The sequence below is a fragment of the Dactylosporangium aurantiacum genome, from assembly GCF_000716715.1.
GTDB classification, from domain to species: Bacteria; Actinomycetota; Actinomycetes; order Mycobacteriales; family Micromonosporaceae; genus Dactylosporangium; species Dactylosporangium aurantiacum.
Map to the genome: position 1 here is coordinate 1 of NZ_JNYJ01000023.1, position 24,265 is coordinate 24,265.

The following is a 24,265-nucleotide window of genomic DNA, read 5'->3' on the forward strand; positions in this document are numbered from 1 at the left end:
ATCAGCCACGGCGACCTCGTGCGCAGCAACCCCGACCAGACCAAGACCGTCGACGCCTGCAACCTGCAGCTGCTCTACCAGGGCCGCAGCCCCAGCTCCGGCGGCGACTACGGCCTGCTGCCCTACCGGCCCGGCGTGCTCACCCTGCGCCGCTAGCCTGCGCGACCCGGCCGGCCACCGCCCCGGTGGCCGGCCGGTCACCGGAGCGGACCCCGGCGAGCAGCTCCGCGACGGTGTGCGACCGCACGTCGGGCGGGGGCCCGTCGGTGTACCGGCCGGCGACCGCCCGCACGTGCGCCTCGGCGGTCCCGGCCAGTCCGTCGTACACGGCGGTGAACACCTCCAGGGCCGTCGCGCGCGGCCAGCCGGCGGGCAGCAGGGCGACCGGCAGCTGCGGGTCGAGCACGGCGAAGCGCCGGTAGGTGTCCATGACCTCGGTCCGGGCCCGCACCGCGTCCGCGCCGCCGACCCGCCGGGCGGTGACGTCCGGCAGCAGCGGTCGCCACCGCCGCAGGAAGGACTCGTAGTGCGCCGCGATCGCCGCCACGTCCCAGGCCTGCAGCGGCTCGCGGCCGGTCATGGCGCCGAGCTCGACGTGCCGGGCCTGGAACACGGTGACCGCGCCCGGCGCGACCTCGGCCAGCTTCGCCGTGGACGCCGGGGTCAGCGGGTGCGGCGAGATCCAGAGCCCGTCGTACAGCGGCGCGTACCCGAGCCATCGCAGCTGGCCGCGCAGCGAGCGGCGCCGGGTCCGCTCGTGCTGCGGCAGGGAGAACGCGATCAGCGTCCACCAGCCGTCCCAGGGCTCGGTCGTGGCGGCCGACTGCACGATCCAGCGACCGCCCTCCGACAGGTGGGCCGCGGCGGCCGGGGCGAGCCGGTACGAGCTGTGCCGGCCCTGCCGGCTGCCGAGCAGGATGCCGCGGCGGGCGAGTCGGCTGATCGCGGTGCGGGCGCCGGCCTCGCTGGCCCCGGTCTCGGCGAGCAGCGCCACGATGGCCGCCGACGGCAGCCAGGCGCCGGTGCGCATGGTGTAGTCCGCGAGCAGGGTCACCGCCAGGCCCTGCGGCGCGGGGCCGGTCTGCCGCCGGGGCAGCCGGACGGCCGCGGCGTCCTCGTCCGGGAAGATCTCCTCGATGTCGAACGGGCTGGACACGCGACCTCCGGCGATAGGAGCGGGACCGGTCGACTGTAGCGCCCGACCTGCAGCGAGCATCCTCGATTGACACATTCATGACCCAGGGGCACACTAAGTGCCGCGCATGGTTCGGGAGCCGCGCTGTCCTCATCGATCCGACCGATCGATCTCGCACACGTGCCGCGACACGATTCGCGGCATCGGAGGAGATGGCGCATGCACATCACCTGGAAAGTCCTGCTCGCCCCGGCCGCGGCGGTCCTCGCCGCCGGCCTCACCCTGGTGGCCCTGCGTCCCGCGTACGCGGCGACGCTCACCGAGGTCACCAACTTCGGCTCGAACCCCGGCAACATGCGGATGCACGTGTACGTGCCCGACACCCGCCCCGCCAACCCGGCGATCGTCGTGGCCATGCACGGCTGCGGCGGCTCCGGGCCCGGCTTCTACTCCGGCAGCGAGTTCGCCTCGCTCGCCGACCGGTACGGCTACATCGTGATCTACCCGACCGCCACCCAGCAGGCCGGCTTCGGCAACTGCTTCGACACCTGGTCCGACGCGGCCAAGCGGCGCGGTGGCGGCAGCGACCCCAGCTCGATCCTGTCGATGGTGAGCTACGTGCAGCGCCAGTACGGCGGCGACCCGAACCGGGTCTACGCCACCGGCAGCTCCTCCGGCGGCATGATGACCAACCACATGCTCGCCCTGTACCCGGACGTGTTCAAGGCCGGCGCGGCGTTCATGGGCGTGCCGTTCAACTGCTTCAGCGGCGCCGCGGACTACCCGCCCGGCAGCAGCAAGTGCACCGGCAACGGTGGCCTGGACCGCACCCCGCAGCAGTGGGGTGACGCCGTCCGCCAGGCGTACCCCGGGTACACCGGCCCCCGCCCCCGCGTGCAGCTGTGGCACGGCACCAGCGACACGCTCGTGCCGTACCGGCTGTTGCAGGAGGAGATCGAGCAGTGGACCGACGTGTTCGGGCTGAGCCAGAACCCCACGTCGACGGACACCCCGCAGTCCGGCTGGAACCGCCGCCGCTACGCCGACGCCTCCGGCACCGTGCAGGTCGAGGCGTACAGCATCCAGGGCGCCGGGCACAGCCTGCCGTCCGCGGGCATGGCCGCCTACGCCGTCGCGTTCTTCGGTCTCACCACGCCCGGCGGCCCCAGCGGCTCGCCCAGCGTCTCGCCCAGCTCGGCGAGCCCGTCGGTGCCGCCGGTGTCCAGCCCGCCGCCCGGCGGCGCCTGCCGGGTCACCGACGTGGTCAACCCGTGGAACACCGGGCTGACGGAGAGCATCACCATCACCAACACCGCCACCACCACCGTCAACGGTTGGGCGCTGGCGTTCACCCTGCCGGCCGGGCAGACCGTCACCTCGGCCTGGAACGCCACGATCAGCCCGAGCAGCGGCCAGGTGACCGCCCGCAACGTCAGCTACAACGCCGTGCTCGCCCCGGGTGCCTCCACGACCATCGGCTTCCAGGCGAACCACACCGGCAACACCGCCCGGCCGGCCGCGTTCACCCTCAACGGCGCCGCCTGCACGCTCGCTTGACATCCCTGGAGGACCCACATGGAGCTCCCCCGTCGCCGGATGCGCGCGGTCGCCGCCGGCACGCTCAGTCTCGCCCTCGCCGCCGTCGGCGGTGCCCTGGTCACGACCGTCGCCAACGCCGCGGCCGGCTGTCGTGTCACGTACGCGGTGTCCAGCTCGTGGCCCGGTGGCTTCGGCGCCAACGTCACCGTCACCAACCTCGGCGACCCGGTCAACGGCTGGACCCTGACCTGGACGTTCGGTGCCGGCCAGACGATCGGCCAGCTGTGGAACGGCACCGTGACACAGACCGGCGCCCAGGTGTCGGTCGCCAACGTCCCCTACAACGCCTCGATCGCCACCGGCGCGTCCGCGTCGTTCGGCTTCAACGGTACGTGGAACGGCACGAACCCCGCGCCGGTGAGCTTCGCCCTCAACGGCACCGCGTGCACCGGCGCGGTCGGTTCGCCGTCGGCGTCGGCGTCCACGTCGGCGTCCGCGTCGGCGTCCACGTCGGCGTCCGCGTCGGCATCCGCGTCGGCGTCGCCCAGTACCAGCACCAGTCCCCGGCCGGGTACCGGCGGCTCGGGTCCGTACCCGGCCAACTACGAGACCTCCGGCGGGCTGCCCAACCACACCATCTACCGCCCGGAGACCCTGCCGGCGGAGCGGCTGCCGATCTTCGTCTGGGGTGAGGGCGGGTGCTCCGCCAACGGCACCGCGTCCTTGCCGTTCCTGCGCGAGATCGCCTCGCACGGGTTCCTGGTCCTGGCCAGCGGCGCCCCGAACGGCTCCGGCACCACGACCGCCGCCATGCTGACCCAGTCGATGGACTGGGCGGTGGCGGAGAACGCCCGGCAGGGCAGCAAGTACTACGGCCGCCTGGACACCGGCAAGATCGCGGTGGCGGGCTGGTCGTGCGGTGGCCTGGAGGCGTACGAGGTCTCCAACGACCCGCGCGTCACGACCACCGGCATCTTCAGCAGCGGCCTGCTCAACGACGCCAACGACTACCAGCTGCGGCGGCTCACCAAGCCGATCGCGTACTTCGTCGGCGGCCCGAGCGACATCGCCTACGGCAACGCCATGGACGACTGGGGCAAGCTCCCCGCCGGGCTGCCCGCTTTCATGGGCAACCTGAACGTCGGCCACGGCGGCACCTACACGCAGACCAACGGCGGCGAGTTCGGCCGGGTCACGGTGCTGTACCTGAAGTGGCGCCTCAAGGGCGACACGGCGGCCGGCACCACCTTCGTCGGCGCCAACTGCGGCCTGTGCGGCACCCAATGGACCGTCCAGCAGAAGAACCTCACGCTGTGAACCCTCTGACCTGACTCACACCCCGTGCTGAACGGGCCGCCCGCCGCCACCCGGCGACGGGCGGCCCGCTCAGTGCCTCACCGGCGGGGGCGTCACCGCTCGTGGCTGACGGTGCCCGCGGTGCGCCACTCGCCGGCGGCCTCGACGCGCTGCTCGACGTAAACGTGGGTGGCGTCGACCCGGATGACGGTCCAGGAGCGCGGCGCGCCGCGCAGCCGCAGGCTCGTCGCGGTGCCGGCCACCACCTCCAGCACCCGGTGGCCGCCACCGGCCGCACGGCTGAGGGCGCCGCCGGGTGGCAGACGGCGGGTGGCGGGCAGATGGGTGTGGCCGGCGAGCACCACGTCGACGTGCGCGGCGGCGGCCGCGCGCAGCAGCCGGGCCCGACCGATGATCCGGGCGGCGCCGGCCGCGGACGGCGGGTGGTGCAGGGCCAGCAGGCGCACTGCGCCGGCCGGTGCCGTGCCGAGGAAGCCGGCGAGCAGTGCCGCCTGGCGGCGTGACACGCGGCCGTTCTTCCACCGCCAGCGCGGCATCGACCGCAGGCCGAGCGCCCTGACCCGGGGCAGGTCCAGCCGCGGGTCCAGGTCGGGTTCGAGCCACCACCGGAACCGCTCGTACGGTACGAGCAGGCGCCCGGCGCTGAGCAGCGGCACGTCATGGTTGCCGAGCACCACCAGCAGCGGTGCCGGGAGCCGCTCGAGGAAGGCGCGGGCCTGCGCGTACTCGCCGGGGCGGGCACGCATCGTGCTGTCGCCGGTGACGACGGTCAGGTCGGGCGCGGCGGCGGCGACGTCGGCGGCGAGGGTGGCGGCGGCCGCCGGGGCGTGGCAGCCGAAGTGCAGGTCCGACAGGTGGGCGACGGTCAGCGGGCCGGGACGGGCCCCGCCGGTCATGGCCGGCGTCCCCGGCCGGTGCTGAACGCCAGCCGGCCCAGCCGGCGCCAGTCGACCTGCGGGCGGGGGCGGCGGGCCGGCCGGTGGCGGGGTACCCGGACCCGCAGCGCGCCCGGCTGGATGTGGCACCGCACCGGCGTGGGCAGCACGACCGACTCGCCGTCGACGCCGGCCGGAATCGAGGGGGTGTCCGCCTCGATGACCGCCTCACCGGCCGCGGCCCGGGTCAGCGGCTGGGAGTGGGTGCCGCGGACCAGCCGGGCCGCGTCGGCGGCGCCGGACACGGTGACCGCGAGCACGCCGAGGACCCCGCCGTCGAGCCGTTCCCGCCGGCCGAGCCCCGCGATGTCCGACGTCGCGTACGGGTTGTTGCTCACCAGTACGGCCTGGGCGCCGGCCACGTCGGCCGGGCCGGCGTGCAGCCGCAGGCCCGGGCCGTGCTCGGCGCCGAGCAGGTCCGGCAGCACCTGCAGCGCGGTCGCCACCTTGTCCTCGCGGTAGCCGGGGCTCTGCACGACCGCGGCGTAGGCGCCGAACGAGGCGTTGTTGACGAACATCCGGTCGCCGGCCCAGCCGACGTCGACGCGCAGCTCGACGCCGTCGGTCAGGGCGTCCAGCGCCGCCGCCGGGTCGGCGCGGTCCAGCCCGAGGTCCATGGCGAAATGGTTGCGGGTCCCGGCGGCGATCACCAGGAACGGCACGCCGTGCTCGACGGCGACCCGGGCGACCTCCGCCTGCGTGCCGTCACCGCCGGCCACGCCGAGCAGGTCGGCGCCGTCGCGGACGGCCCGCCGCGCCAGCTCGGTCACGTCGACGTGCCGCGCGCCGTCCAGCAGCACGACGTCGGCGCCGAGGGCGCGGGCCTTGCGGGCGAGGTCGTGCTTGCCGACCTTCCCGCCGCCGGAGCGCGGGTTCATGATCAGGAACGGGTGGTGGGGTGGAGCGGCGACGGTGTGCTCGGCGGTCCGGGCGTGGGGCAGCGCCGCCGCGGCGGCCGCCACGGCCACCGCCCACAGCCCGGCGCACACCAGCGCGAGCAGCAGCAGTCCGGACCACGCGTACAGGGTCAGCACGGCGACCGGGGCGAGCACCGCGACCGCGGCCGCGACCGCGCGCCGGCCGCCGCGGTACGCCAGGGCCGCCCACGCCCCGGCGAGGCCGGTCCCGGCGCCGGCGACCGCGACCGCGGCCAGGACGACGCTGCGGAACCCGCCGACCCCGACGAGCAGCCCGACCGCGACCGCGGCCGTCGCGATCGCGGTGCGCGCCAGCCACCGGGCGGCCCGGTCACCGCCCGACGGGGTGTCGCGCGCCGGGGTGCCGTGGCCGCCGGTCGGCGCCGGCCGGCGGCCGGTCACCGCAGCTGGTGTCGCTGTTGCCAGCCGAAGCTCAGCTCGCCGGTGCCGAGGATCAGCGCGGTGATGCCGGTGAGCAGCACCAGCGACCGGGGTGACAGGTCGGGCCAGGAGAGGAACAGCAGCCCGACGACGATCGAGGCCGCGCCGATGCCGAGCAGCCACCACCGGGTGCTGCCGCGGGCGAACAGCCCGAGCAGGACCGCGGTGACGCCGCTGAGCAGCCAGGCCAGGCCCAGGATCACCGCCACGGCGGTGACCCCGCTCGCGGTGCGGCTGATGCAGGCGACCCCGCCGATGATCAGTACGACGCCGAGCACACCGGAGAGCACCTGGTCGGTCAGCCCGTGCCCGTCGCGGTCGCGCCGCAGCGCGTGGATGATGCGCGTCGCGCCGGTGGCGATGAGCCAGATGCCGGCGAGCACGCCGAGCAGGCGCAGGGTCGCCGCGGGCCAGATCAGCACCGCGATGCCGAACACGACCGTGATCGCGCCGAGGGCGAGCAGGTGCCGGGGCGACACGGCGGTGATGCCCGTCGCCGATTTGGCCGGGCGGCCGGCCGCGTGGTGCGGGTCGTCGTGGTGATGGTGGCCGAATATCGCGGTCATGGTTCCCCCAGATGTGTTCGGTCCTGGCTTTGACGGTTCACCCGGCCGGGCCGGGTGCCGTCATCCCCCGCGGGTGAGGTGACGGTGACGATGGCGGCCATCATCGTCACCCGGCACGGGCGAGGCAGCCGGGCGTCGGCGTGGCGAGCGTTGCAGGTGGCACCGACGCGGCTCGGAGGAGGCACGGATGTCGTCGTATCCGCTGCTGGACGTGTTCCTGACGATGCTGTGGTACTTCGTGTGGTTCCTCTGGATCTTCCTGGTCGTCACCGTCGTCGTCGACGTGGTCCGCAGCCATGACCTGAGCGGACCGGCGAAGGCGGGCTGGACGGTCCTGGCCGTCGTGCTGCCGTTCGCGGGGGTGTTCATCTACATGATCGCCCGCGGCGACCGGATGTTCGTACGCAAGGCCGGTGAGCTACAGGACCGCGAGGCGCAGTTCCGTGCCTACGTCAAAGAGGCGGCCGGCGGTGGAGGGGTCGCCGAGGACCTGGCAAGACTCGCCGAGCTCCGGCAGCGGGGCGTGATCAACGAGTCCGAATTCGAACGAGCCAAGACCAAGATCCTCAGCTGATCGACACGGAAGGAAAGCACCATGAGTGAGATGATCGCCATCGAGTACAACGACATCGCAACCGCGAAGATGGCCCGCGAGAAGATCTTCGACCTGCAGCGGCAGGGTCTCATCAGCGTGCGCGACGCCGCCGTCGTCGACGTCGACGCCAACGGCAAGGTCCGCATGCACCAGGCGGCATCGGCCACCGGCGCCGGCGCGGCCAGCGGCGCCCTGTGGGGCGGCCTCATCGGGCTGCTGTTCCTCGCCCCGTTCATCGGCATGGCGATCGGCGCCGGCACCGGCGCGCTCGCCGGCAAGTCGATCGACGTCGGCGTGGACGACAAGTTCATGAAGGACCTCGGCTCGAGCATGCAGCCGGGCATGGCGGCCCTGTTCCTCCTCGTCGACCAGGTCACCATCGACAAGGTCGTCGACGAGATGGCAACGATGCAGCTCGGCGGCAAGCTGCTGCGCAGCTCCCTGAGCAACGAGGCCGAGCAGCGCCTCAACGAGGCCGTCGACGCCGCCCGCCTCGCCCACGTCTGATTCGCACCATCTGATCCGCACCATCTGATCGCACCACCTGATCGCAGCACCGACCGGCCCGCGGTCCCGGCACTCCCGCCGGGGCCGCGGGCCGGCGGCGTGCAGTCCCGCCGGCGAAGCCCGCCGGCGGGACTGCCCCTTTCCGGCGCCGCCGCGCATCTCCTAATCAGCGGGGCACGGCAAGGGCGTCGAAGGGACAGCACGGGTGGAGGCCGACGATGAGCGCGAGTACGTCGAGTACGTCAGGTCGCAGCTGCCCCGGATGTACCGGGCCGCGTACCTCGTGCTCGGCGACGCGCATCGGGCGGAGGACGCGGCGCAGAACGCGCTGCGCCGGCTGCGGGAGCGGCAGCGGATCGTCATCGTGCTGCGGTTCCTGTGCGACCTGCCGATCGCCGGCGTGGCGGCGCTCGGGCGGTCCGAGCACGCCGTCCAAGAGCCAGACCGCCGCGGCGCTGCGAACCTTGCGCGACGTGGTCGAGCCGCAGCTGAGGAGCTCACGGTGACCGGCGGCGCCGAGGCTGCGGTCCTGGGCCGCCGGGCAGGACGTCACGCCCACCCGGATGCGGGCCGGGGTCGCGCTCGTCGCCCGCAGGGAGATCCGCGCCCGGCGCGTCCGCCTGGTCGCCGCGGCCGGGGTCGCGACCGCGCCGGTCCCGGCCGGGGTCGCGGTCGCCGCGCCGGGCCGGCGCTCCGGCCCCTCCCCCACGCACCCGTCCCGTCGTCGGCCCCATCGGCTGCCCCGCCGTTGCACTGCCGGGTCGAGGCGCTGCCGGGCCCGCACCCGGCGCCGCACGAGTCCGCCGGCGTGAGGGCGCTGGCCGGCCCGTGGGCGGTCGGCCCGGCCGGGGTACTCGCGCAGCAGGACCGTCCCTCGCCGCCACCCGGCACCGGGCTCTCCGCCGGCCAGCCCGTCGGGCACGTACGGTGGAACCTGGCCACCGGCGCGGTCGACGAGCTGGGCGCGTTCGCGCCGGACGCGGTCAGCGAGACCGGTGTCGCCTTTGGGGCGGGCACCCGGACACCCGCACGCCGGCGGTCCGGCGCGACGGGACGTCACGCCGCCGCCGGTGCTGGACCAGCAGCGCGGCACGCCGTTCCAGTACGGGGGCGCCACCGCCGGCGACCCCAAGGGCCCTCCGACATGGTGCGCTGGCGCTGCTGAGCCGATCCTGTCCCGGTTTCCGGCGCAATGTCCTTTGTGGAATATGGGGCGACGCCGCACGGCGGTGATCGATACGCTGCGGGACGTCGTACTCACCCCCAGCAGAAGGGCACCATATTGCGCATTGAGACCCGCGGATCACGGGGACGCGGGCGGATCGCGGCGAAAGCCCTCATCGCAACGACGGTCGCGGCCGCGGCCGTCCTCGTGGGGACCTCGGCGGAAGCAGCCGAGCCGCACTTCTCCTTCACCCCCTCGTTCATCGCGCTCACCGACTCGGCCACGCCCGGCACGACGACGTTCTACCCGAACGGCTGGCTGCCGCTCGGCGCGCACGTCGTGGACGGCGCCACCCACAAGACCCGCGTCTACTTCGGGTTCGACATCGGCGGCGTCCCCCGCGCCCGGCTGCGCTCGGCGCAGCTGCGCGTGATCGACATGGGCGCCACCGACTGCAGCAAGCCCCGCGCCCTGGAGGGCCGGCCGGTCGCCGACTTCACCACCGCCAACTCGTGGAACCGCCCGCCGGCGTCGGCCGGCAGCACCGTCACCCCGGTCGCCGAGGCGCCCGGCTGCGAAGCGGTGATCAACTTCGACCTGACCGCCGGGCTCGACAAGGCCCTGCAGCGCCAGCAGCGCCGCCTGTACGTGGAGATCAAGGTCCCCGGCGGCAAGGAGAACGAGCTGGCGTACGGCCGCTACCTCGACCAGAACAACTTCCACCTCAACGTGGAGCTGACCAACACGGCCCCGCGGACGCCGACGAAGCTCACGTACGACGGCGACACGGACTGCTTCGCCGCCACGTACTACGCCGGCACCGACTTCACCGTGCGCGCCGACCAGTCCGACCCGGACGCCGGTGACGCCCTGCGGACCGAGATCGAGTACTGGCCGCTGAGCGACCCCGCGGCGACCACGCCGATCCAGACGTTCCAGGGCAGCGGCGGCGACGGGGTGTTCGGCTTCGGCACGATCCAGATCGGCGGCCTGGCCGAGGCCGCCTACGGCTGGCACGCCCGCACCTACGACCAGCGCGCCTACTCCGCGTGGAGCGCGGCGTGCACGTTCGTGGTGGACCGCACCGTCCCGAACACGCCGGGCGTCTCCTCGACGGACTACCCGGAGAACCCACCGGCACCGACCGGCGAGGTCGGGCACCCGGGCACGTTCACCTTCACCGCCAACGGGTCCGACGACGTCGTCGAGTTCCTCTACGGCACGTCGCCGTTCTCCCTGTTCCAGCGGGTCGCCGCGGACCACCCGGGCGGCAGCGCGACGGTCCAGTGGACCCCGCGGGCCACGGGCGTGCAGACGCTGTACGTGGCGAGCCTGGACCGGGCACACCTGCGGTCACCGGCCCGCGCGTACAAGATCAACGTCCGCAGCTACGGGGTCAACGCCTACCCGACGGGCCAGGCCCCCGACCCGGCCGGCACCCGGGCCGCCGTCGTCACCATGCACTTCGAGACCCAGGCCGGCAACGGCCTCACCCGGTTCGCCTACAGCATCGACGGCGGCGCGCAGCAGTTCGCCCCGGTCGGCGCGGACGGCGTCACCGACGTGCAGACCGCGCCGCTCGGCTTCGGCGAGCACACCCTGACCTACGCCGGTCAGGACAGCGCCGGCACCTCCCACTACGACCCGATCACCACCACGTTCTACGTCCTCGACGCGCCGGCGATCACCTCCGACGGCGTCTACCCGATCGACGGCACCGGCGGCGGCGTCGGCGTGGAGGGCGTCTTCACCGTCACGCCGTACGTGGCGGCCGACGTCCAGGACGTGCAGTACTTCACCACCAGCGACAGCAACCACCGGACCGTGACCGTCGACGCCGACGGCAAGGCCCGCGTGCACTGGACGCCGACCGAGCCGGGCTGGACGTACTTCTGGTTCGCGGTGCGCTACACCGACGGCACCGTGTCGTCGTGGCAGTCGTTCGCGGTGACCGTGAACGGCTGAACCTTTTTCCAGGGCGGCCCGGCCTCATCGGTATCTTGAGGGCGGGCCGCCCGTTCGGGTGGTGAATGGGCGATGAATTACACTGATGTCCGGGACCATCTGCCGCTGCGCATCGAGCGGCTGTTCGAGCCGTGGTCATACGAGCTGCCCCGGCGGCGGCTGGAGCTGCGCACCGGGGGTGACCGGGAGACCGGGCAGCGGCTGTGCGTGGTCTTCTACGAGGTGATGGCGATGCAGGTGCGGCGCTCCTACCGGCAGCTCGTGATCGCCGAGGCGACCGACACGGCGGCCATCGACCGCTTCGCCGCGGTCCCGGAGCGGATCAGCCACACCGTGCTGCGGCTGGCCGTCGGCGACGACGAGCACCAGGGCTTCGTGGTGTGCGCCGCCCTGATGCTCGAGACGGTGCCGTTCGAGCCGATCCCGCGATGAGCGGTGCCACGCGCCCTAGGCACTAGGCTCGTGGTCATGCGGGACGTGGCGGCCGAGGCGGTGGCGCTGCTGGCCGACCTGGTCCGGATCGACAGCGTCAACCCGGGCCTGGTCCCGGGCGCCGCCGGTGAGGCTCGGATCGTCGCGCACCTCCGCTCGCGGCTGGACCGCGCCGGCTTCACCACCACGGTGGTGCCCGCGCCCGGGCGCGACGACCGGCCCAGCCTGGTGGCGGTGCCGCCCGGGCCGGCGGACCGGCCGACGGTCGTGCTCAACGGCCACCTCGACACCGTCGGCGTCACCGGCATGCCGGCGCCGTTCACGCCCCGGGTCGACGGGGACCGGCTCTTCGGCCGCGGCGCCGCCGACATGAAGGGCGGCGCCGCCGCGCTCGTCGCCGCCGCCGAGCACCTGGTGGCGGCGGACGCGCCGGTGCGCCCGGTGCTCGCGCTCGTCGCCGACGAGGAGGACGCGAGCCTCGGCAGCGAGGCCGTCATCGCCGCGCTGCCCGGGCTCGGGATCCGGCCCGACGCCTGCCTGATCGCCGAGCCGACCGACCTCGCCCCGACCAGTTCGCTGCGCGGGTTCGCGGTGGTGCGGGTGACGTTCACCGGCCGCGCCGCGCACAGCTCGCAGGCCGACCTCGGGGTCAACGCCGTCACCCACCTCGGCCGGCTGCTGCACGCCGTCGACGGCGCCGCCGCCGCGGTCCGCGCCGCCGGCGGCGACCTCATGGTGACGGTCGCGCACGGCGGCCGGTCGCCGTTCGTGGTGCCCGACCACGCCGAGTGCCTGGTCGAGCTGCGCACCCCGGCGGGCCGCCCCGCCGCAGGCGCGCTCGACGAGGTGCGTGCCCTGCTCGACCCGCGCTGGCCCGCCACCGCCGAGCTGGTCGCGCACCGCGACGGCTGGCGGCTCGACGGGACCGGCCCGGCCGCGGCCCTGTCCCGCCGGCTCGGCGAGCGGCTCGGCACCGGGGCCACGTTCGACGCGCCGTACTGGATGGAAGCGCCACTGTGGCAGCGGCTCTGCCCCACCCTGATCTGCGGCCCCTCCGGCGGCGGGCTGCACGCGGTCGACGAATGGGTCGACCTGCGCCAGGTCCGCGCCTTCGCCGCCGCACTGACGGGCGTGCTCACGCAGTGGCGCCCCGATGCCGACTGACCCGCGCGGGCTGCGCGGCGACGCGCCGCTGCTGGACGCCTGGCTGCGCTTCGGTGAGCGCACCCCCGCGCCGTTCACCATCCCGGGCCACAAGCAGCGCACCGACCTCGTCGGCGACGTGGTCGCCGGTGACGTGCCGCTGTACGCCGGCCTCGACACGATGAAGCTCAGCACCGGCGTGCTCGCCGACGCCGAGTCCCGCGCCGCGCGGCTGTGGGGCGCGGACCTGTGCCGCTTCTCCACCGGCGGCGCCACCCACGCCAACCAGGCCGTCGCCCTGGCCGTCGCGGCCGACGGCGACCGGGTCGTGGTGAGCCGCACCCTGCACCGGTCGCTGCTGCTCGGCCTCGTCCTGGCCGGCCTGACCCCGGTCTGGGTGCGCCCCGACGTCGACCCCGCCACCGGCCTGCCGCTGGGCGTCGCCCCGGCGACCGTCCGGCGGGCCCTGGCCGCACACCCCGACGCGCGGGCCGTGTTCGTCGGCGACCCGTCCTACGTCGGCACCGTCGGCGACGTCGCCGGCCTCGCCGCCGCCGCCCACGAGGCCGGCTGGCCCCTCATCGTCGACGCCGCCTGGGCCGCCCACTTCGGCTTCCACCCCGCCCTGCCCCGCCACCCGCTCCAGCTCGGCGCCGACGTCATGGTGACCAGCGCGCACAAGACCCTGCCCGCCTGGAGCCAGGCGGCGCTCGTCCTGGCCCGCACCGGCCGCGTCGACCCGGCCCGCCTGGACGCCGGCGTCGAGGCGACCGCCACCACCAGCCCCGCCGGCGCGATCCTCGCCAGCACCGACGCCGCCCGCGCCCTGCTCCGCCGCGACGGCGAGGCCCTGCTCGGCGACGCGATCACGGCCACCGCCGAGGCCCGCGACCGGTTGCGCGCCGTCGACGGGCTCACCGTCCTGGACGGTCCCGCGGTCGACCCGCTGAAGCTGACGCTGCTGCTGGCCGGTACCGGCGCGGACGGCAATCTGGTCGAGCGGGACCTTCTGGCCGCGGGGCTGCCGGTCGAGTCGGCCGACCGGGACGTCCTGGTCGCCGTTGTCTCCCTGGCCGACACCCACGGGTCCCTGACCCGCCTCACCACGGCGCTGACCGGGTCGCTGCACCGCCACCGTGGCGCGCCGCGGCCGGTGGTCGGGTCGGCGGTGTACCAGGTCGACCCGGTCCAGGCGATGCCGCCCAGGCAGGCCTTCTTCGCCGCCGTCGAGACGCTGCCGACCGCGCGGACCGTCGGCCGGGTCTGCGCGGAGCTCGTCGCGCCGTACCCGCCTGGCATCCCGATCCTCGCGCCCGGCGAGCAGGTCACGGCGGAGGTGCTCGGCGCGCTCGAGGAGGCCCGGCGCGCGGGGGTGCGGATCGCCTACGCCGCCGACCCGTCCCTCGCCACGCTGCGGGTCGTCAACAGCTGAACACGTTCGGGTGACAACATGATCACGAACGGTGGATGGATGCTTCTACACTGTCCCGCGAACACCATGCGCTGAGCGCGCGTTGGCCGTGGCGGGAGGGTGTGGGATGCCGAGTCGCAGTCGTGGCTGGGTCTGGGCCGGACGGATCGTCTTCGCTGTCCTGGTCGCCGCAGTGGTCGTCTACCTGGTGCTGGCCGGCCCGGACGAGGCGAACCAGTTCGCGGCCGGTGCTGGGCTTGTGGTGGCGTTGCTGGCGTTGGCCGCGCCGTATCTGTTGCCTGTTGCGGGAGGAGCGGCACCGATGCTGGAACCGGACCGGGCCGAAGATACCGGCAACGCACGAGCCGCCGCCGGTGGGCAGGCGAACACCGGCGCTGACATCACCGGCGACGGCGGCCCGGCGCAGGTGGTCAGGTCCGGCGACGCGACCGCGGACGGGCCTGGCTCGACCGCCAACACCGGTATCGTGCGCCGTCCCCGCCCATGACCGACCTCGCCAAACCGATGCCTGCCACCCCCGCCGGTGAAGGCGGGGCCAGTGTCACGGACTCCGGTAGCGCCACCGCCAACCACGGCGGCACCGCAGTCAGCGGCATCGTCAACGGCGGCATCAAGAATGAGCATCACGAGCACTACCACGCAGGCCCGGCCTCGCCGATCGTGTGGCCGGTCCAGATCGGCCGGCCACCAGCGCTGGCCTCAGCGTTTCAGCCACGTGAAAGCCTGCGGGCGCAGATCCGCGCCGCCCGCAGCGACGGCTCCGACGTCGTGCTCACCCAACACTCCACCAGCACGGCCGCCGCGGTGGACGTCCTCGCCGGCGGCGGTGGGGTCGGTAAAACCCAGCTCGCCGCCTGGTTCGCCCACCACGCCATCCGAGAACAGACCGCCGACCTGGTCATGTGGGTAACTGCCGGGACCGAGGACCAAATCATCGCCGCCTACGCCCGCGCGGCCACCCGACTCAACCTTCCCGGCGCCATCGGCGCCGACCCCGCAGGCGACGCCACCGCATTCTGCGAATGGCTGCACACCACCGACCGGCGCTGGATCATCGTCCTGGACGACGTCACCGACGCTGCCCACCTCCAACGATGGTGGCCACCGGCCGGCGGCAATGGGTGGACCATTGCCACCACGCGACTCCGCACCGCTGCCATCACCAGCAGCGGACGACGCCGCATCAACATCGACGTCTACGCCCTCGACGAATCGATGGCCTACCTCGCCCAACGCCTCACCAGCGAAGGCCTCGCTCAACTGCTCGACGACCAAACCGCCGATCTCACCGAAACGCTGGGCCACCTCCCCCTGGCGCTGGCGCACGCCGCCGCATACATGATCAACGAAGCCGAGACGTGCACCGCTTACCTCAATCGATATACCACCGGTCGGCAGCGGCTGACCGAACTCATGCCCGCTGACGCCGAACCGGACGCCTACGGCCGGCCCATCGATGTCACCTTGCTGCTCAACCTCACCGCCGCCAACGCAACTACCCCGATCGGGCTCGCCCGCCCGGCACTCGAACTCGCCGCACTCCTCGACCCCGCCGGACACCCCGACGACCTTTGGACCACGCCCGCGATCACGGAGTACCTCACTGCCCAGCGCAACCCAAACAACGCTTCCCAACCCGATGAGCCAGCAACACCTGTCACCACTGACCAGGCCCGTGCCGTCGTGCGGCTGCTGCACCGCTACGGACTGCTCACCCACACCCCCACCGACGGACCCCGCGCCGTGCGCATCCACGCCCTCACCGCACGAGCCACACGCGAACGCACCACCACCAACACCGCAGTGACCGCCCACGCCGCCGCCGACGCCCTAAAACACCTCTGGCCCGCAAACGATCACACACTCCAAGCCGCGCCATTGGTGCAAGCGCTTCGCGCCAACACCACCGCCCTGCACACCAATGCCAGCGCAGCACTCTGGCAACCCGACGGACACCCCCTGCTCTACACCGTAGGCAATAGCCTCCTCAACGCCGGCCTCCACACCACCGCCACCACCTACTGGCACACTCTCACCCAACATGCCCACACCCATCTTGGACCCGACCACCCCGACACTCTCACCGCTCGCGCCAACCTCGCCTTCTCCTACTGGCAGGCCGGCCGCACCACCGAGGCCATCACCATCGAAGAACAGGTCCTCACCGACCGCGAACGCATCCTCGGATCCGACCACTCAGACACCATCCGCGCCCGCGCCAACCTCGCCGTCTCCTACTGGCAGGCCGGCCGCACCACCGAGGCCATCACCATCCAAGAACAGGTCCTCACCGACCGCGAACGCATCCTCGGATCCGACCACCCGAACACTATCCGCGCCCGCGGCAACCTCGCGGCCTCCTACCGGCAAGCCGGGCGCACCAACGACGCCGTCACCCTCAACGAACAGGTCCTCGCAGACAGCGAACGCATCCTCGGACCCGACCACCCCGCCACCATCCGCGCCCGCGGCAACCTCGCCGTCTCTTACCAGCAGACCGGGCGCACCAACGACGCCCTCACCCTCAACGAACAAGTCGCCACCGACCGCGAACGCATCCTCGGACCCGAGCACCCCGACACCATCCGCGCCCGCGCCAACCTCGCCGCCTCCTACCGGCAAGCCGGGCGCACCAGCGACGCCATCCCAATCGAAGAACAGGTCCTCACCGACTTCGAACGCATCCTCGGACCCGAGCACCCCGACACCGTCACCGCCCGCGGCAACCTCGCCGCCTCGTACGGGCAGGCCGGGCGCACCAGCGACGCTATCCCCATCGAAGAACAGGTCCTCGCAGACCGTGAACGCATCCTCGGACCCGACCACCCCGACACCCTCAACGCCCGCGGCAACCTCGCCGCCTCCTGCTGGCAGGCCGGGCGAACCAACGACGCCATCACCCTTCTGCGGGCCGTCGTCAGCGATAGCGAACGCGTGCTCGGACCTCAGCACCCGAGCACGATCACCGCGATCGCCGCCCTCCACACCTGGACAACCAGCCAGTAACGTTTCGGCACGGACCGGAACGGCAGCCACCAATTCGAGCCGATGACTCGCTACTCTCGCGTCGTGGGACGATAGCGTCTGAATTCGGGCCACCGGTAGCCGCCAGGAAGTGAAGAGCCGGACGAGAGCAGGGCCGAGCCTGCCGTCTTCCCGCTACTGGGTCGACATGTCGTTCACGGGCCTGTGGATGACCCCGTCGGTAGGCCGATCGTCCTTCCGGACCCCGCACGACTTGCAGTAGCCGCAGCCCTGGAGCGAGTACGACCCGGACAACAACCGCGTCACCGGGCCGGCTGGGTTAGGATATCGACGCCGGGCGTTGTCCGGTCGAGCGACGCCCGGGAGATCGGGGACCCCGTGCTGGTTGCGCGCGCGATGGCCGAGTGCCATCTGTACATGGACCTGCACTCGTGCGAGCAGTGCGGTGCGGTCGGCTTCCGGTGGAGCCGGCACGAGGCCGGCGACCTGCACGGGCGGCGCACGTCGGCGTACGAGGGCAACTGCCAGCGGTGCGGCACGCTGCGGCGGTTCGAGTTCATCGTCCTGGACCCGAACCTTCCCCCGCCGGCCCTCGGCGGCGCCGAGCCGTCGACGATCATCGACCCGGGCGAGTTCCTGCTGGCCGCCGAGGACGCGATACGGGCCACCCGACCCGGGCCGGATCCGACGCCCGAGGACCTCGAGGACGCCGCGGACGCGGCGGCTGATGCGGCGGCGGCCGTCGAGGAGGTGCTGAAGTTCGTGCCGGCGGATGCTTCGGCGGTACCGCGGGAGGCGTTCACCCGGGGACGGGCCGTGTACGACGCCGACCCGGCCCGGTTCGAGCGGGACCGCCTCGAGGGCATGCTCGCCGAGCGGCGGCAGGCGTTCCTCATGCTGTCGAAGGCGGCCGGTGACCTGTCCGAAGCGGTCGGGCCGGTGGTCCCGCTCGGCCGGTACCTCGGGATGCTGCCGGTGACCACGCCGGGCGGGGCCACGCTGCGGCACGTCGTGCGGGCCGGTGGCCGGCGGGTCGAGCTGACCGACGAGGACCAGCTGGTCTGGGCGCTGGCGCACGGCATCCCGGGCTCGCCGGATCTCGCCCGCTGGGACCGGGCGGCGATGCGGCGGCACCTGCCGGCATCGGCGGGCGGCACGGACGTCGACGGCGCCGTCGACCGGCTGATCCGGCTCGGGCTGCTGATCGAGGCGGGCGGGCCGGTCGAGGAGTTCGCCCGCGCGGTGCGGCTGCTGCCGCAGGCGGTGGGCCTGGGCAACGCGGGTCCGCACGGGCGCACGTTCGGCATCGGCCACCCCGGCGCGGCGCTGGTGGCGGTACCGACGGAGCTGTTCTTCCTGTGGTCGTGGGCGTGCCTGGAGCCGGACCTGTGGACGGCGTGCGAGCGGGCGCAGGCCGTCGCCATGGCGCCCGGCGGCACGGATGCCGCAGCGCTCGCCACGGCGGTGCTGGCCGGGCTGCACCCGCTGCTGGCGGTCAACGTGGCGTGCCTCGACGCGGCGGTGGTGACGTGGTGACGGTGCCGCTGGTGCCGGTGGGCCACTACTTGGGCCTGGTGCACGACGACGAGACCGGGACGGCCCGGCACCGGGTCCGGGTCGGGATGGCGTCGCAGCCGCTGGAGCCCGCGGTCGAGGCGCCGGTGTGGTTCGCCGCGCATGAGGGCACGGTCCTGCCGTTGCCGACCGGCGGGGTCCGTGACCGGCTGCGTGGTGTGCTGCCGCACGTGGCGATGCGCCGGGCGGTGACCGCCACGCTGCTCAACGAGGGCATGCTCGCCGAGGTCGACGCCGGGTTCGCCGACCGCTACCAGGTGCTGCCGTTGACGTACGGCCGCGGCTGGCAGACCGACGACAGTCTGGCCCTCGGCGCCGGCGAGCGCACGGTGTGCGTCGACGAGACGGTGCTCGCCGTGTGGGAGCGCGGCGCGGAGCACCCGACGCTGCGGGCCGCGTGCGCGGCGGCGGCGCCGGCCGCGCCCGGTGCGGCGCTGGCCGCCTTCGTCGGCGCCCTGCACCGGCTGCTGCGCGTGCACGCCGTCTACGTCGACGTGGCGGACCAGCGGCGGCACCCGCGCGTCAGTGCGCCAGGCCGATGACCAGCCACATCAGGGCCGCTCCGGTGACCGTGAGCAGCAGCGTGCCGCGGGAGGGGTGCGGTGAGTGTGCCTCGGGCAGGATGTCCGACGTCGCCAGGTACAGCAGGAAGCCGCCGAAGAATCCGAGGTAGAGGCCGAGGATCCGCTCGGGGATGGTGAAGGCCAGCGTGACGGCCGCGCCGGCGAGCGGTGCGATCGCGTCGGCGACGACCAGCGCGTAGCCACGCCGGCGGTTGTTCCCGTACAGCCGGGTGATGGTGTAGGTGTTGAAGCCGTCGGCGAAGTCGTGCGCGATGACCGCGACCGCGACGACGGCGCCGGTGGTGCCGCCGGCCTGCAGGGCCGCGCCGATGGCGAACCCGTCGAAGAGACTGTGCCCGACCAGCGCGCCCGCGGCGGCCAGCCCCAGCCCGTGCGTGCCGCCGTGCGGATCACGGGTGGGGCCGTGGGCGTGGGTGTGTGGAGCGTACTCACCCTCGTGAGCGCGGTGGATCGCCACCGACCGCTCCACGACGTGCAGCACGAGGAAGCCGGCGACGAACAGCAGCAGGACCACGGGGACGCCGAACACCTCGCCGGGGTTCGACGCCAGGGCTTCCGGCAGCAGGTCGAAGCCGACGATGCCCAGCATCAGCCCGGCGGCGAGCCCCAGCACGAGATGCCGCCGATCGTCGACATGCCGCGCGACCCACCCGCCGAGCAGGGTGGTCACGGTCGCCGCCGCGGCAACCACCAGAGGCGTCACCGGATCTCCTCCCACTGCGGGCGTGCGCTCATTGTCGGCCGGCCGCGGGGTGTGTCGTGGCCGAACGCCGCAAACACCGAAGCCGCGACGCGGGCGCCAGGACGATCGCCGGGCGGCACACTAGCGGCTCTCCTGGTCGCGGCGGTGACACGATCCTGCAAGGCGCAGCGGGGTACCGGCGCCGACGTATACGTGACCGACCTGTGCTGCGAGCACCGGCGGGACCTGGTGCTCAAACGCGGCGACGGCGAGCTCGGGCACGCCGAGGTGCTGAGCATGACGTGCCCGTTCGTCGTGGCCGGGCGGGTCGCGGGCGTCGCCTCGCGCACCGGCGCCCCGGACCGCGGCCGGATTCTGGCCGACGCCGGCCTGGCCGGATCCGGCGTCGGCCTCCGCCCGGCGGCGATCTGACCGGACAGCGACCGGGGCACTGGTGGAGGCGGCACACCGCGTCGCCGCCGCTCAGGTCGTGGCGGCGCCCACCGTCGGGTCGGCGGTGCGGCCGCCGTCGCGTGCGGTCCACGCGATGAAGCCGTCCGGCCGCACCACGGTGACGGGTGCGTCCGGGGGCAGCACCGCGACCCTGCTGACGGCGGCGCCCGGCGGCAGCGCCGGGCCGGGCGCGGGCCGGTCGCCGGCCGGCGACAAAACCAGCCAGTGGTCGCCGACCAGGTCGAGGGTGCTGCGGCCGGGGTCACCGGCCAGCCATCGGTGCGGCACCCGCGACCCGACGTCGAAGGACGGCTCGGCGAGCGGCCGCCCGCCGGCGTACCGGTGGCCGACGGCGAGCAGCAGCGGGTCGGAGTCGTCCAGCTCCGGACGGGGGCGACCCATCTGCGCCAGGGCGTGCCGCACGCTGCGCAGCGCGACCGGCCGCCGTTCCCGCTCGTAGCCGCCGGCGACGTCCAGCCCGGCGACGCCACGGAGGGTCCAGGCGAGCTTCCAGGCGATGTTGTGCGCGTCCGCCACCGCCGTGTTGAGCCCCAGCGCGCCCGCGGGCGGCATCGTGTGGGCGGCGTCGCCGATCCACAGGCACCGGCCCTGGCTGAACGTGTGGCTCAGCGTGCCCGCCGCCCGCCAGGGCACGACGTCCAGCACGTCGACGTCGACGGGCGTGCCGACGGCGGCGCGGAACAGGTCCGCGGCGCGCTGCCGGTCGAACGCCGATGGCGGGTCCGTCGCCGGGTCGTGCTCGACGTTGAGCAGCCAGCGTCCCTGCCCGTCGCCGGGCAGCAGCGAGCCCTCGACCGTTCCGCCGTACAGGATGACGATGCCGGGGCGGCGGTCACCGACCACCCGCTCGAGGTCGGCCCGCACGTGGATGCCGATGTAGTGGTCGAGGACCTCGAGCTCCTCGGTGCCGACGCCCAGCAGCCGCCGTGTCGGGCCCGCCGCGCCGTCCGCGGCCACCAGCCACCGGGCCTGCCGGCGCTCGGTGCGGCCCGCCGCGGTGAACTCGACCCGTGCGCCGTCGCGGTCCGTTTCCACGCCGGTGACCACGGCACCGAACCTGACCTCCGCCGGCGTCCCACGCAGCCGCCGCAACAGCAGCGCCTCGAGGGCGTCCTGCGGGCAGCGGGTGTACCCGCACGGCGAGAGCGCGGCGACGCGGGCGGGGTCGGGCAGCCCTTCGCCGGGCTCGCCCCGCCGGTGCTCCGGACCGGCCAGGGTCGCCGCCATCAGCATCCGGTCGTACGGCTCCAGCGGCCGCGCCGCCTCCTCGACCGCCGCCTGCAGCCCGAGGCCGCGCAGGATCTCCATCGTCCGCGGGTTGAGCCCGCGGGCCCGCGGGTGGTTCCAGGGTCCCGGCCGCCGCTCCAGCACGGTCACGGTGATGCCGAACTCCGCCAGCAGCAGCGCGGCGGTCAGCCCGGCCGGCCCGGCGCCGACGACGATGACCTCGGTGTCTTGGCTCATGGCCTCAGCATCGCGGACCGGGCGGCGGCTGGATTGCACATTCCGGCCATCGACCGGCCACCACCGGCCACCACCCGCCGCCACGCCCCGCTGGCGTGGTGCGCGCGGGCGGCGGTAGCGTCGGGCGGTGGCTGGTACGGCAGCGGCGTCGACCTGGGTGGCGGGCGCCTGGCACGGCGACGGGCGCCCCGCGACCGGCGTGCACCTGCTGGTGCCGGACGGCCACCTGGACCTGGTCGCGACCGACTCCGGGATCGTCGCGGCGCTGGTCGCCCACGGCCCGTTGCCGGTCACCGCCGCCGGCGGCGCGCGTGCCCGGGTCCGCGTCCGGGCGGGGCTCGGCGCGGCGCTGCTCGGGCAGCCGTTGCGGGACCTGGCGGACCACGCCGTGCCGCTGGCGGACGTCACCGGCGCGTGGGGCGCCGCCCTCGACCGCCGCATCACCGGCGTGCCGGACGGCCCCCGCCGCCAGGCGCTGCTCCTGGACGCGCTCGCGCACCGCGGTGCCGGCCTCCGGCCGCCGGACCGGTCCCTCGTGCTGGCCTGCCGGTCCGCCCTGCGCCGCGGCGTCACGTCCGTCGCCGACCTGTGCGAGCACGTCGAGGTCTCCGAGCGGCACCTGCGCCGGCGCCTGCGCGAGCAGCTCGGCTACGGCCCGATGACCTGGCTGCGCATCGCCCGGCTCGAACGCTTCCTCGCGGCCGGCGCCGGCTGGACGGGCGGTCCGCGGCGGGGCCCGGCGACCGAGCGCGACCTCGCCGTGCTCGCCGCCACCGTCGGATACGCCGACCAGCCGCACATGACCCGCGACCTGCGGGCCCTGACCGGCTCGACGCCACGGATCCTGCTGCGGCACGTCGCGGCCGCGGTGCCGGCGTCGGGTTGACGCAGCCGCGGGGCGTGTCGCGCGGTCGCCGACCGGGCCGCGCTGCCCGGCGGCGGTGTCGTCCGGATCGCCACGTGGGGTGACCGTCCGGCGTCACCCCACGGCGCGGGTCACGCCGGGCGGTGCTGCCGATCTTGGTGCGGCGGCAGCCAGACGGTGAGCACGGCGCCGCCGCCCGGGCGCTGGGCGACGGCGACGGTGCCGTGGTGGTCGGCGACGGTCTGGGCGACGATGGCCAGCCCGAGCCCGGAGCCCGGCACGGTCTGCGCGGTCGGGCTGCGGTAGAACCGTTCGAAGACCCGGGCCCGGTGCGCGGGGTCGACGCCGGGGCCGTGGTCGGCGACGGTCAGCTCGATCCGCTGGCCGTGGTGCTCGCCGGTCGGTCCGACGGTGACGTGCACGGGCCCTTCGGCGGGGCCGAACTTGACGGCGTTGTCGAGCAGGTTGAGCACCATCCGTTCGAGCGCCGCGGGTCTGCCGTACACCGGCGACGGCGTGGTGGTCAGGTCGAAGCGCGCCGCGGGCGGCTTCCTGGGCACCGACCCGGCGCTCAGTGAGGCGCAGCTGCGGCGGTACGTCGAGACCGGCCGGCTCCGCTACATCCTGAGCAGCCCGATGGACCGCCTCGCCATCGGCGCGACGTCACCGCTGAGCGCGTGGGCGGCCGCGCACTGCCGGGTGGTCGAGCCCGCCGAGTACTCCCCCGGCGGCGGGCCGGCGGGACCGGCCGGCGCGCGGCCGACGCTGTACGACTGCGCCGCCTGACCGGTGTCCGGCCGCCGTCCAGGCGTGGACGGGCGGGCAACCCGGTGCGCGACCCGCGACGGCGGGTCGCGCACCGGACCGGGTCGGCGGCCGGCGTGGCACGGGGCGGCCGGGTTCAGATCGCGACGAGCGGGTCGCTGCGCTCGGTCAAGGCGAGCAGCAGCGTCGCGAGGGCGGCGCGTTCGGCGGCGTCGGGCGGGTTGCCGAACAGCTGGCGCATGACCAGCCCGTCCAGCGCGCCGACGATGAGCTCGACCCGCTGCGGGTGCAGCCCGTCGGCGCTGAGCTGACGGCGTGACCGCAGGTCGAACTCGCGGGCCTGCCGCAGGACCTCGGGCACGCCGAGCAGGGCGGTGATGACGGCCGGATCGCGCCACACCTCGTCGTCGAGGTCCACGTCGTCGTCGAAGGTGGCCCGGATGTGCGCCCGGCACAGCCGCCCGGGGCGCAGGTCGCCGGGGTCCAGATGCCGCTGCACGGCGGCGTCGAAGCGGGCCATCCACTCCTCGACCATGCCGGCGAGCAGCGCGTCCTTGCTGCGGAAGTGGTGCAGCAGGCCGCCTTTGGACACACCTGCCTCGCGGGCCACGGCGTCGAGGCTGACGGCGGCGCCGTGCCTGGTGATCGCGCGGGCCGCGCCGTCGAGGAGGGCCTTGCGGGTGCGTACCGCGTCGCGGTGCGTGGCTGTTGCCATCGGGTGCGGGTCCTTCCGCCGAGCTGACGTCTTACTGTACCGTCCAGACGGTAGGTACCGACCGTCT

At 74.2% G+C, this 24,265-nt stretch carries 25 protein-coding genes; 16 read left to right on the forward strand and 9 right to left on the reverse strand.

All coding sequences use genetic code 11. From position 1 onward, the window contains the following. A complete protein-coding gene (locus OP18_RS57525) occupies nucleotides 1–156 on the forward strand; it encodes a non-reducing end alpha-L-arabinofuranosidase family hydrolase (protein WP_281179534.1) in 156 nt (51 codons plus the stop codon). Here the strand turns inward: OP18_RS57525 and OP18_RS25365 are convergent. After that, nucleotides 140–1,156, reverse strand: a complete 1,017-nt coding sequence (locus OP18_RS25365) for a PaaX family transcriptional regulator (RefSeq protein WP_052387293.1) — start codon at nucleotides 1,154–1,156, stop codon at nucleotides 140–142. The genes OP18_RS57525 and OP18_RS25365 overlap by 17 nt on opposite strands. 198 nt (nucleotides 1,157–1,354) lie before the next feature. Between OP18_RS25365 and OP18_RS25370 the strand changes: the two genes are divergently transcribed. Further along, entirely contained in the window at nucleotides 1,355–2,692 is a 1,338-nt protein-coding gene (locus OP18_RS25370) for an extracellular catalytic domain type 1 short-chain-length polyhydroxyalkanoate depolymerase (RefSeq protein ID WP_033361548.1), read from the forward strand. 18 nt (nucleotides 2,693–2,710) lie between these two features. Next, on the forward strand, nucleotides 2,711–3,991 hold the full coding sequence (locus OP18_RS25375) for a cellulose-binding domain-containing protein (protein ID WP_211273667.1): 1,281 nt from the start codon (nucleotides 2,711–2,713) through the stop codon (nucleotides 3,989–3,991). A gap of 92 nt (nucleotides 3,992–4,083) precedes the next feature. On the opposite strand, the gene OP18_RS25380 is transcribed toward OP18_RS25375, so the two are convergent. From OP18_RS25380 to OP18_RS25390, 3 genes are read right to left on the reverse strand one after another with little or no spacing between them, the layout of a single operon-like run. Next, a complete protein-coding gene (locus tag OP18_RS25380) occupies nucleotides 4,084–4,887 on the reverse strand; it encodes a metallophosphoesterase family protein (protein ID WP_081971089.1) in 804 nt (267 codons plus the stop codon). Beyond that, entirely contained in the window at nucleotides 4,884–6,245 is a 1,362-nt protein-coding gene (locus tag OP18_RS25385) for a diacylglycerol/lipid kinase family protein (RefSeq protein WP_081971090.1), read from the reverse strand. Before OP18_RS25385 ends, OP18_RS25380 begins: the two co-directional genes overlap by 4 nt. Then, the gene (locus OP18_RS25390; protein WP_033361549.1) at nucleotides 6,242–6,850 is read right to left on the reverse strand and encodes an HdeD family acid-resistance protein; all 609 of its coding nucleotides are present in this window, start codon (nucleotides 6,848–6,850) and stop codon (nucleotides 6,242–6,244) included. The genes OP18_RS25385 and OP18_RS25390 overlap by 4 nt, the downstream gene beginning before the upstream one ends. Before the next feature lie 187 nt (nucleotides 6,851–7,037). On the opposite strand from OP18_RS25390, the gene OP18_RS25395 reads away from it, so the two are divergent. Together OP18_RS25395 and OP18_RS25400 are read left to right on the forward strand one after the other, a co-directional pair. Further along, nucleotides 7,038–7,424: an SHOCT domain-containing protein gene (locus OP18_RS25395; RefSeq protein ID WP_033361550.1), complete on the forward strand. Its 387-nt coding sequence runs from the start codon at nucleotides 7,038–7,040 to the stop codon at nucleotides 7,422–7,424. A gap of 21 nt (nucleotides 7,425–7,445) precedes the next feature. Further along, nucleotides 7,446–7,952 carry a DUF1269 domain-containing protein gene (locus OP18_RS25400; protein ID WP_033361551.1) on the forward strand — a complete coding sequence of 169 codons (507 nt, stop codon included), beginning with the start codon at nucleotides 7,446–7,448 and terminating at the stop codon, nucleotides 7,950–7,952. Nucleotides 7,953–8,118: 166 nt separating this feature from the next. On the opposite strand, the gene OP18_RS25405 is transcribed toward OP18_RS25400, so the two are convergent. After that, complete coding sequence (locus OP18_RS25405) at nucleotides 8,119–8,661, reverse strand: hypothetical protein (protein ID WP_033361552.1); 543 nt, start codon at nucleotides 8,659–8,661, stop codon at nucleotides 8,119–8,121. A gap of 663 nt (nucleotides 8,662–9,324) precedes the next feature. On the opposite strand from OP18_RS25405, the gene OP18_RS25410 reads away from it, so the two are divergent. The 8 genes from OP18_RS25410 to OP18_RS25445 all read left to right on the forward strand — a co-directional run bounded on the left by OP18_RS25410 (nucleotide 9,325) and on the right by OP18_RS25445 (nucleotide 19,191). Beyond that, entirely contained in the window at nucleotides 9,325–11,082 is a 1,758-nt protein-coding gene (locus OP18_RS25410; protein ID WP_033361553.1) for a hypothetical protein, read from the forward strand. A gap of 72 nt (nucleotides 11,083–11,154) precedes the next feature. Continuing rightward, nucleotides 11,155–11,514 carry a hypothetical protein gene (locus OP18_RS25415; protein WP_033361554.1) on the forward strand — a complete coding sequence of 120 codons (360 nt, stop codon included), beginning with the start codon at nucleotides 11,155–11,157 and terminating at the stop codon, nucleotides 11,512–11,514. Between the two features lie 36 nt (nucleotides 11,515–11,550). Beyond that, the gene (locus OP18_RS52990; protein ID WP_156089760.1) at nucleotides 11,551–12,678 is read left to right on the forward strand and encodes a M20 family metallopeptidase; all 1,128 of its coding nucleotides are present in this window, start codon (nucleotides 11,551–11,553) and stop codon (nucleotides 12,676–12,678) included. Continuing rightward, nucleotides 12,668–14,089 carry an aminotransferase class I/II-fold pyridoxal phosphate-dependent enzyme gene (locus tag OP18_RS25425; protein ID WP_033361555.1) on the forward strand — a complete coding sequence of 474 codons (1,422 nt, stop codon included), beginning with the start codon at nucleotides 12,668–12,670 and terminating at the stop codon, nucleotides 14,087–14,089. The genes OP18_RS52990 and OP18_RS25425 overlap by 11 nt, the downstream gene beginning before the upstream one ends. Before the next feature lie 172 nt (nucleotides 14,090–14,261). Then, nucleotides 14,262–14,576 carry a hypothetical protein gene (locus tag OP18_RS25430; RefSeq protein ID WP_033361556.1) on the forward strand — a complete coding sequence of 105 codons (315 nt, stop codon included), beginning with the start codon at nucleotides 14,262–14,264 and terminating at the stop codon, nucleotides 14,574–14,576. Further along, a complete protein-coding gene (locus OP18_RS25435) occupies nucleotides 14,573–17,095 on the forward strand; it encodes a tetratricopeptide repeat protein (RefSeq protein ID WP_052387295.1) in 2,523 nt (840 codons plus the stop codon). Before OP18_RS25430 ends, OP18_RS25435 begins: the two co-directional genes overlap by 4 nt. Nucleotides 17,096–17,491: 396 nt before the next feature. Then, complete coding sequence (locus OP18_RS59805; protein WP_211273668.1) at nucleotides 17,492–18,610, forward strand: hypothetical protein; 1,119 nt, start codon at nucleotides 17,492–17,494, stop codon at nucleotides 18,608–18,610. Further along, a complete protein-coding gene (locus tag OP18_RS25445; RefSeq protein WP_156089761.1) occupies nucleotides 18,607–19,191 on the forward strand; it encodes a hypothetical protein in 585 nt (194 codons plus the stop codon). The genes OP18_RS59805 and OP18_RS25445 overlap by 4 nt, the downstream gene beginning before the upstream one ends. On the opposite strand, the gene OP18_RS25450 is transcribed toward OP18_RS25445, so the two are convergent. After that, nucleotides 19,172–19,936, reverse strand: a complete 765-nt coding sequence (locus OP18_RS25450; RefSeq protein ID WP_081971091.1) for a ZIP family metal transporter — start codon at nucleotides 19,934–19,936, stop codon at nucleotides 19,172–19,174. The two genes, OP18_RS25445 and OP18_RS25450, sit on opposite strands and share 20 nt — an antisense overlap. Nucleotides 19,937–20,080: 144 nt before the next feature. Between OP18_RS25450 and OP18_RS25455 the strand changes: the two genes are divergently transcribed. After that, entirely contained in the window at nucleotides 20,081–20,347 is a 267-nt protein-coding gene (locus OP18_RS25455) for a hypothetical protein (protein ID WP_156089762.1), read from the forward strand. Between the two features lie 51 nt (nucleotides 20,348–20,398). On the opposite strand, the gene OP18_RS25460 is transcribed toward OP18_RS25455, so the two are convergent. Beyond that, complete coding sequence (locus OP18_RS25460; RefSeq protein WP_033361559.1) at nucleotides 20,399–21,853, reverse strand: FAD-dependent monooxygenase; 1,455 nt, start codon at nucleotides 21,851–21,853, stop codon at nucleotides 20,399–20,401. Between the two features lie 127 nt (nucleotides 21,854–21,980). On the opposite strand from OP18_RS25460, the gene OP18_RS25465 reads away from it, so the two are divergent. Continuing rightward, the gene (locus OP18_RS25465) at nucleotides 21,981–22,739 is read left to right on the forward strand and encodes a helix-turn-helix domain-containing protein (protein ID WP_162189831.1); all 759 of its coding nucleotides are present in this window, start codon (nucleotides 21,981–21,983) and stop codon (nucleotides 22,737–22,739) included. Between the two features lie 110 nt (nucleotides 22,740–22,849). On the opposite strand, the gene OP18_RS25470 is transcribed toward OP18_RS25465, so the two are convergent. Continuing rightward, complete coding sequence (locus OP18_RS25470; RefSeq protein WP_033361560.1) at nucleotides 22,850–23,224, reverse strand: sensor histidine kinase; 375 nt, start codon at nucleotides 23,222–23,224, stop codon at nucleotides 22,850–22,852. Nucleotides 23,225–23,234: 10 nt separating this feature from the next. Here OP18_RS25470 and OP18_RS25475 point away from each other — a divergent pair, with 10 nt between their 5' ends. Beyond that, nucleotides 23,235–23,504, forward strand: coding sequence for a mannosyltransferase YkcB-related protein (locus tag OP18_RS25475; protein WP_033361561.1), 270 nt, complete (start codon nucleotides 23,235–23,237; stop codon nucleotides 23,502–23,504). 115 nt (nucleotides 23,505–23,619) lie between these two features. Here OP18_RS25475 and OP18_RS25480 read toward each other — a convergent pair whose 3' ends face one another. Further along, a complete protein-coding gene (locus OP18_RS25480) occupies nucleotides 23,620–24,198 on the reverse strand; it encodes a TetR/AcrR family transcriptional regulator (protein WP_033361562.1) in 579 nt (192 codons plus the stop codon). Nucleotides 24,199–24,265: the final 67 nt, after the last annotated feature.

Coding starts and splice junctions, on each gene's coding strand:
- OP18_RS25370 (WP_033361548.1), top strand. CDS start 1,355: ATGCACATCACCTGGAAAGTCCTGCTCGCCCCGGCCGCGGCGGTCCTC.
- OP18_RS25375 (WP_211273667.1), top strand. CDS start 2,711: ATGGAGCTCCCCCGTCGCCGGATGCGCGCGGTCGCCGCCGGCACGCTC.
- OP18_RS25380 (WP_081971089.1), bottom strand. CDS start 4,887: ATGACCGGCGGGGCCCGTCCCGGCCCGCTGACCGTCGCCCACCTGTCG.
- OP18_RS25390 (WP_033361549.1), bottom strand. CDS start 6,850: ATGACCGCGATATTCGGCCACCATCACCACGACGACCCGCACCACGCG.
- OP18_RS25395 (WP_033361550.1), top strand. CDS start 7,038: ATGTCGTCGTATCCGCTGCTGGACGTGTTCCTGACGATGCTGTGGTAC.
- OP18_RS25400 (WP_033361551.1), top strand. CDS start 7,446: ATGAGTGAGATGATCGCCATCGAGTACAACGACATCGCAACCGCGAAG.
- OP18_RS25415 (WP_033361554.1), top strand. CDS start 11,155: ATGAATTACACTGATGTCCGGGACCATCTGCCGCTGCGCATCGAGCGG.
- OP18_RS52990 (WP_156089760.1), top strand. CDS start 11,551: ATGCGGGACGTGGCGGCCGAGGCGGTGGCGCTGCTGGCCGACCTGGTC.
- OP18_RS25425 (WP_033361555.1), top strand. CDS start 12,668: ATGCCGACTGACCCGCGCGGGCTGCGCGGCGACGCGCCGCTGCTGGAC.
- OP18_RS25435 (WP_052387295.1), top strand. CDS start 14,573: ATGACCGACCTCGCCAAACCGATGCCTGCCACCCCCGCCGGTGAAGGC.
- OP18_RS59805 (WP_211273668.1), top strand. CDS start 17,492: ATGGACCTGCACTCGTGCGAGCAGTGCGGTGCGGTCGGCTTCCGGTGG.
- OP18_RS25460 (WP_033361559.1), bottom strand. CDS start 21,853: ATGAGCCAAGACACCGAGGTCATCGTCGTCGGCGCCGGGCCGGCCGGG.
- OP18_RS25480 (WP_033361562.1), bottom strand. CDS start 24,198: ATGGCAACAGCCACGCACCGCGACGCGGTACGCACCCGCAAGGCCCTC.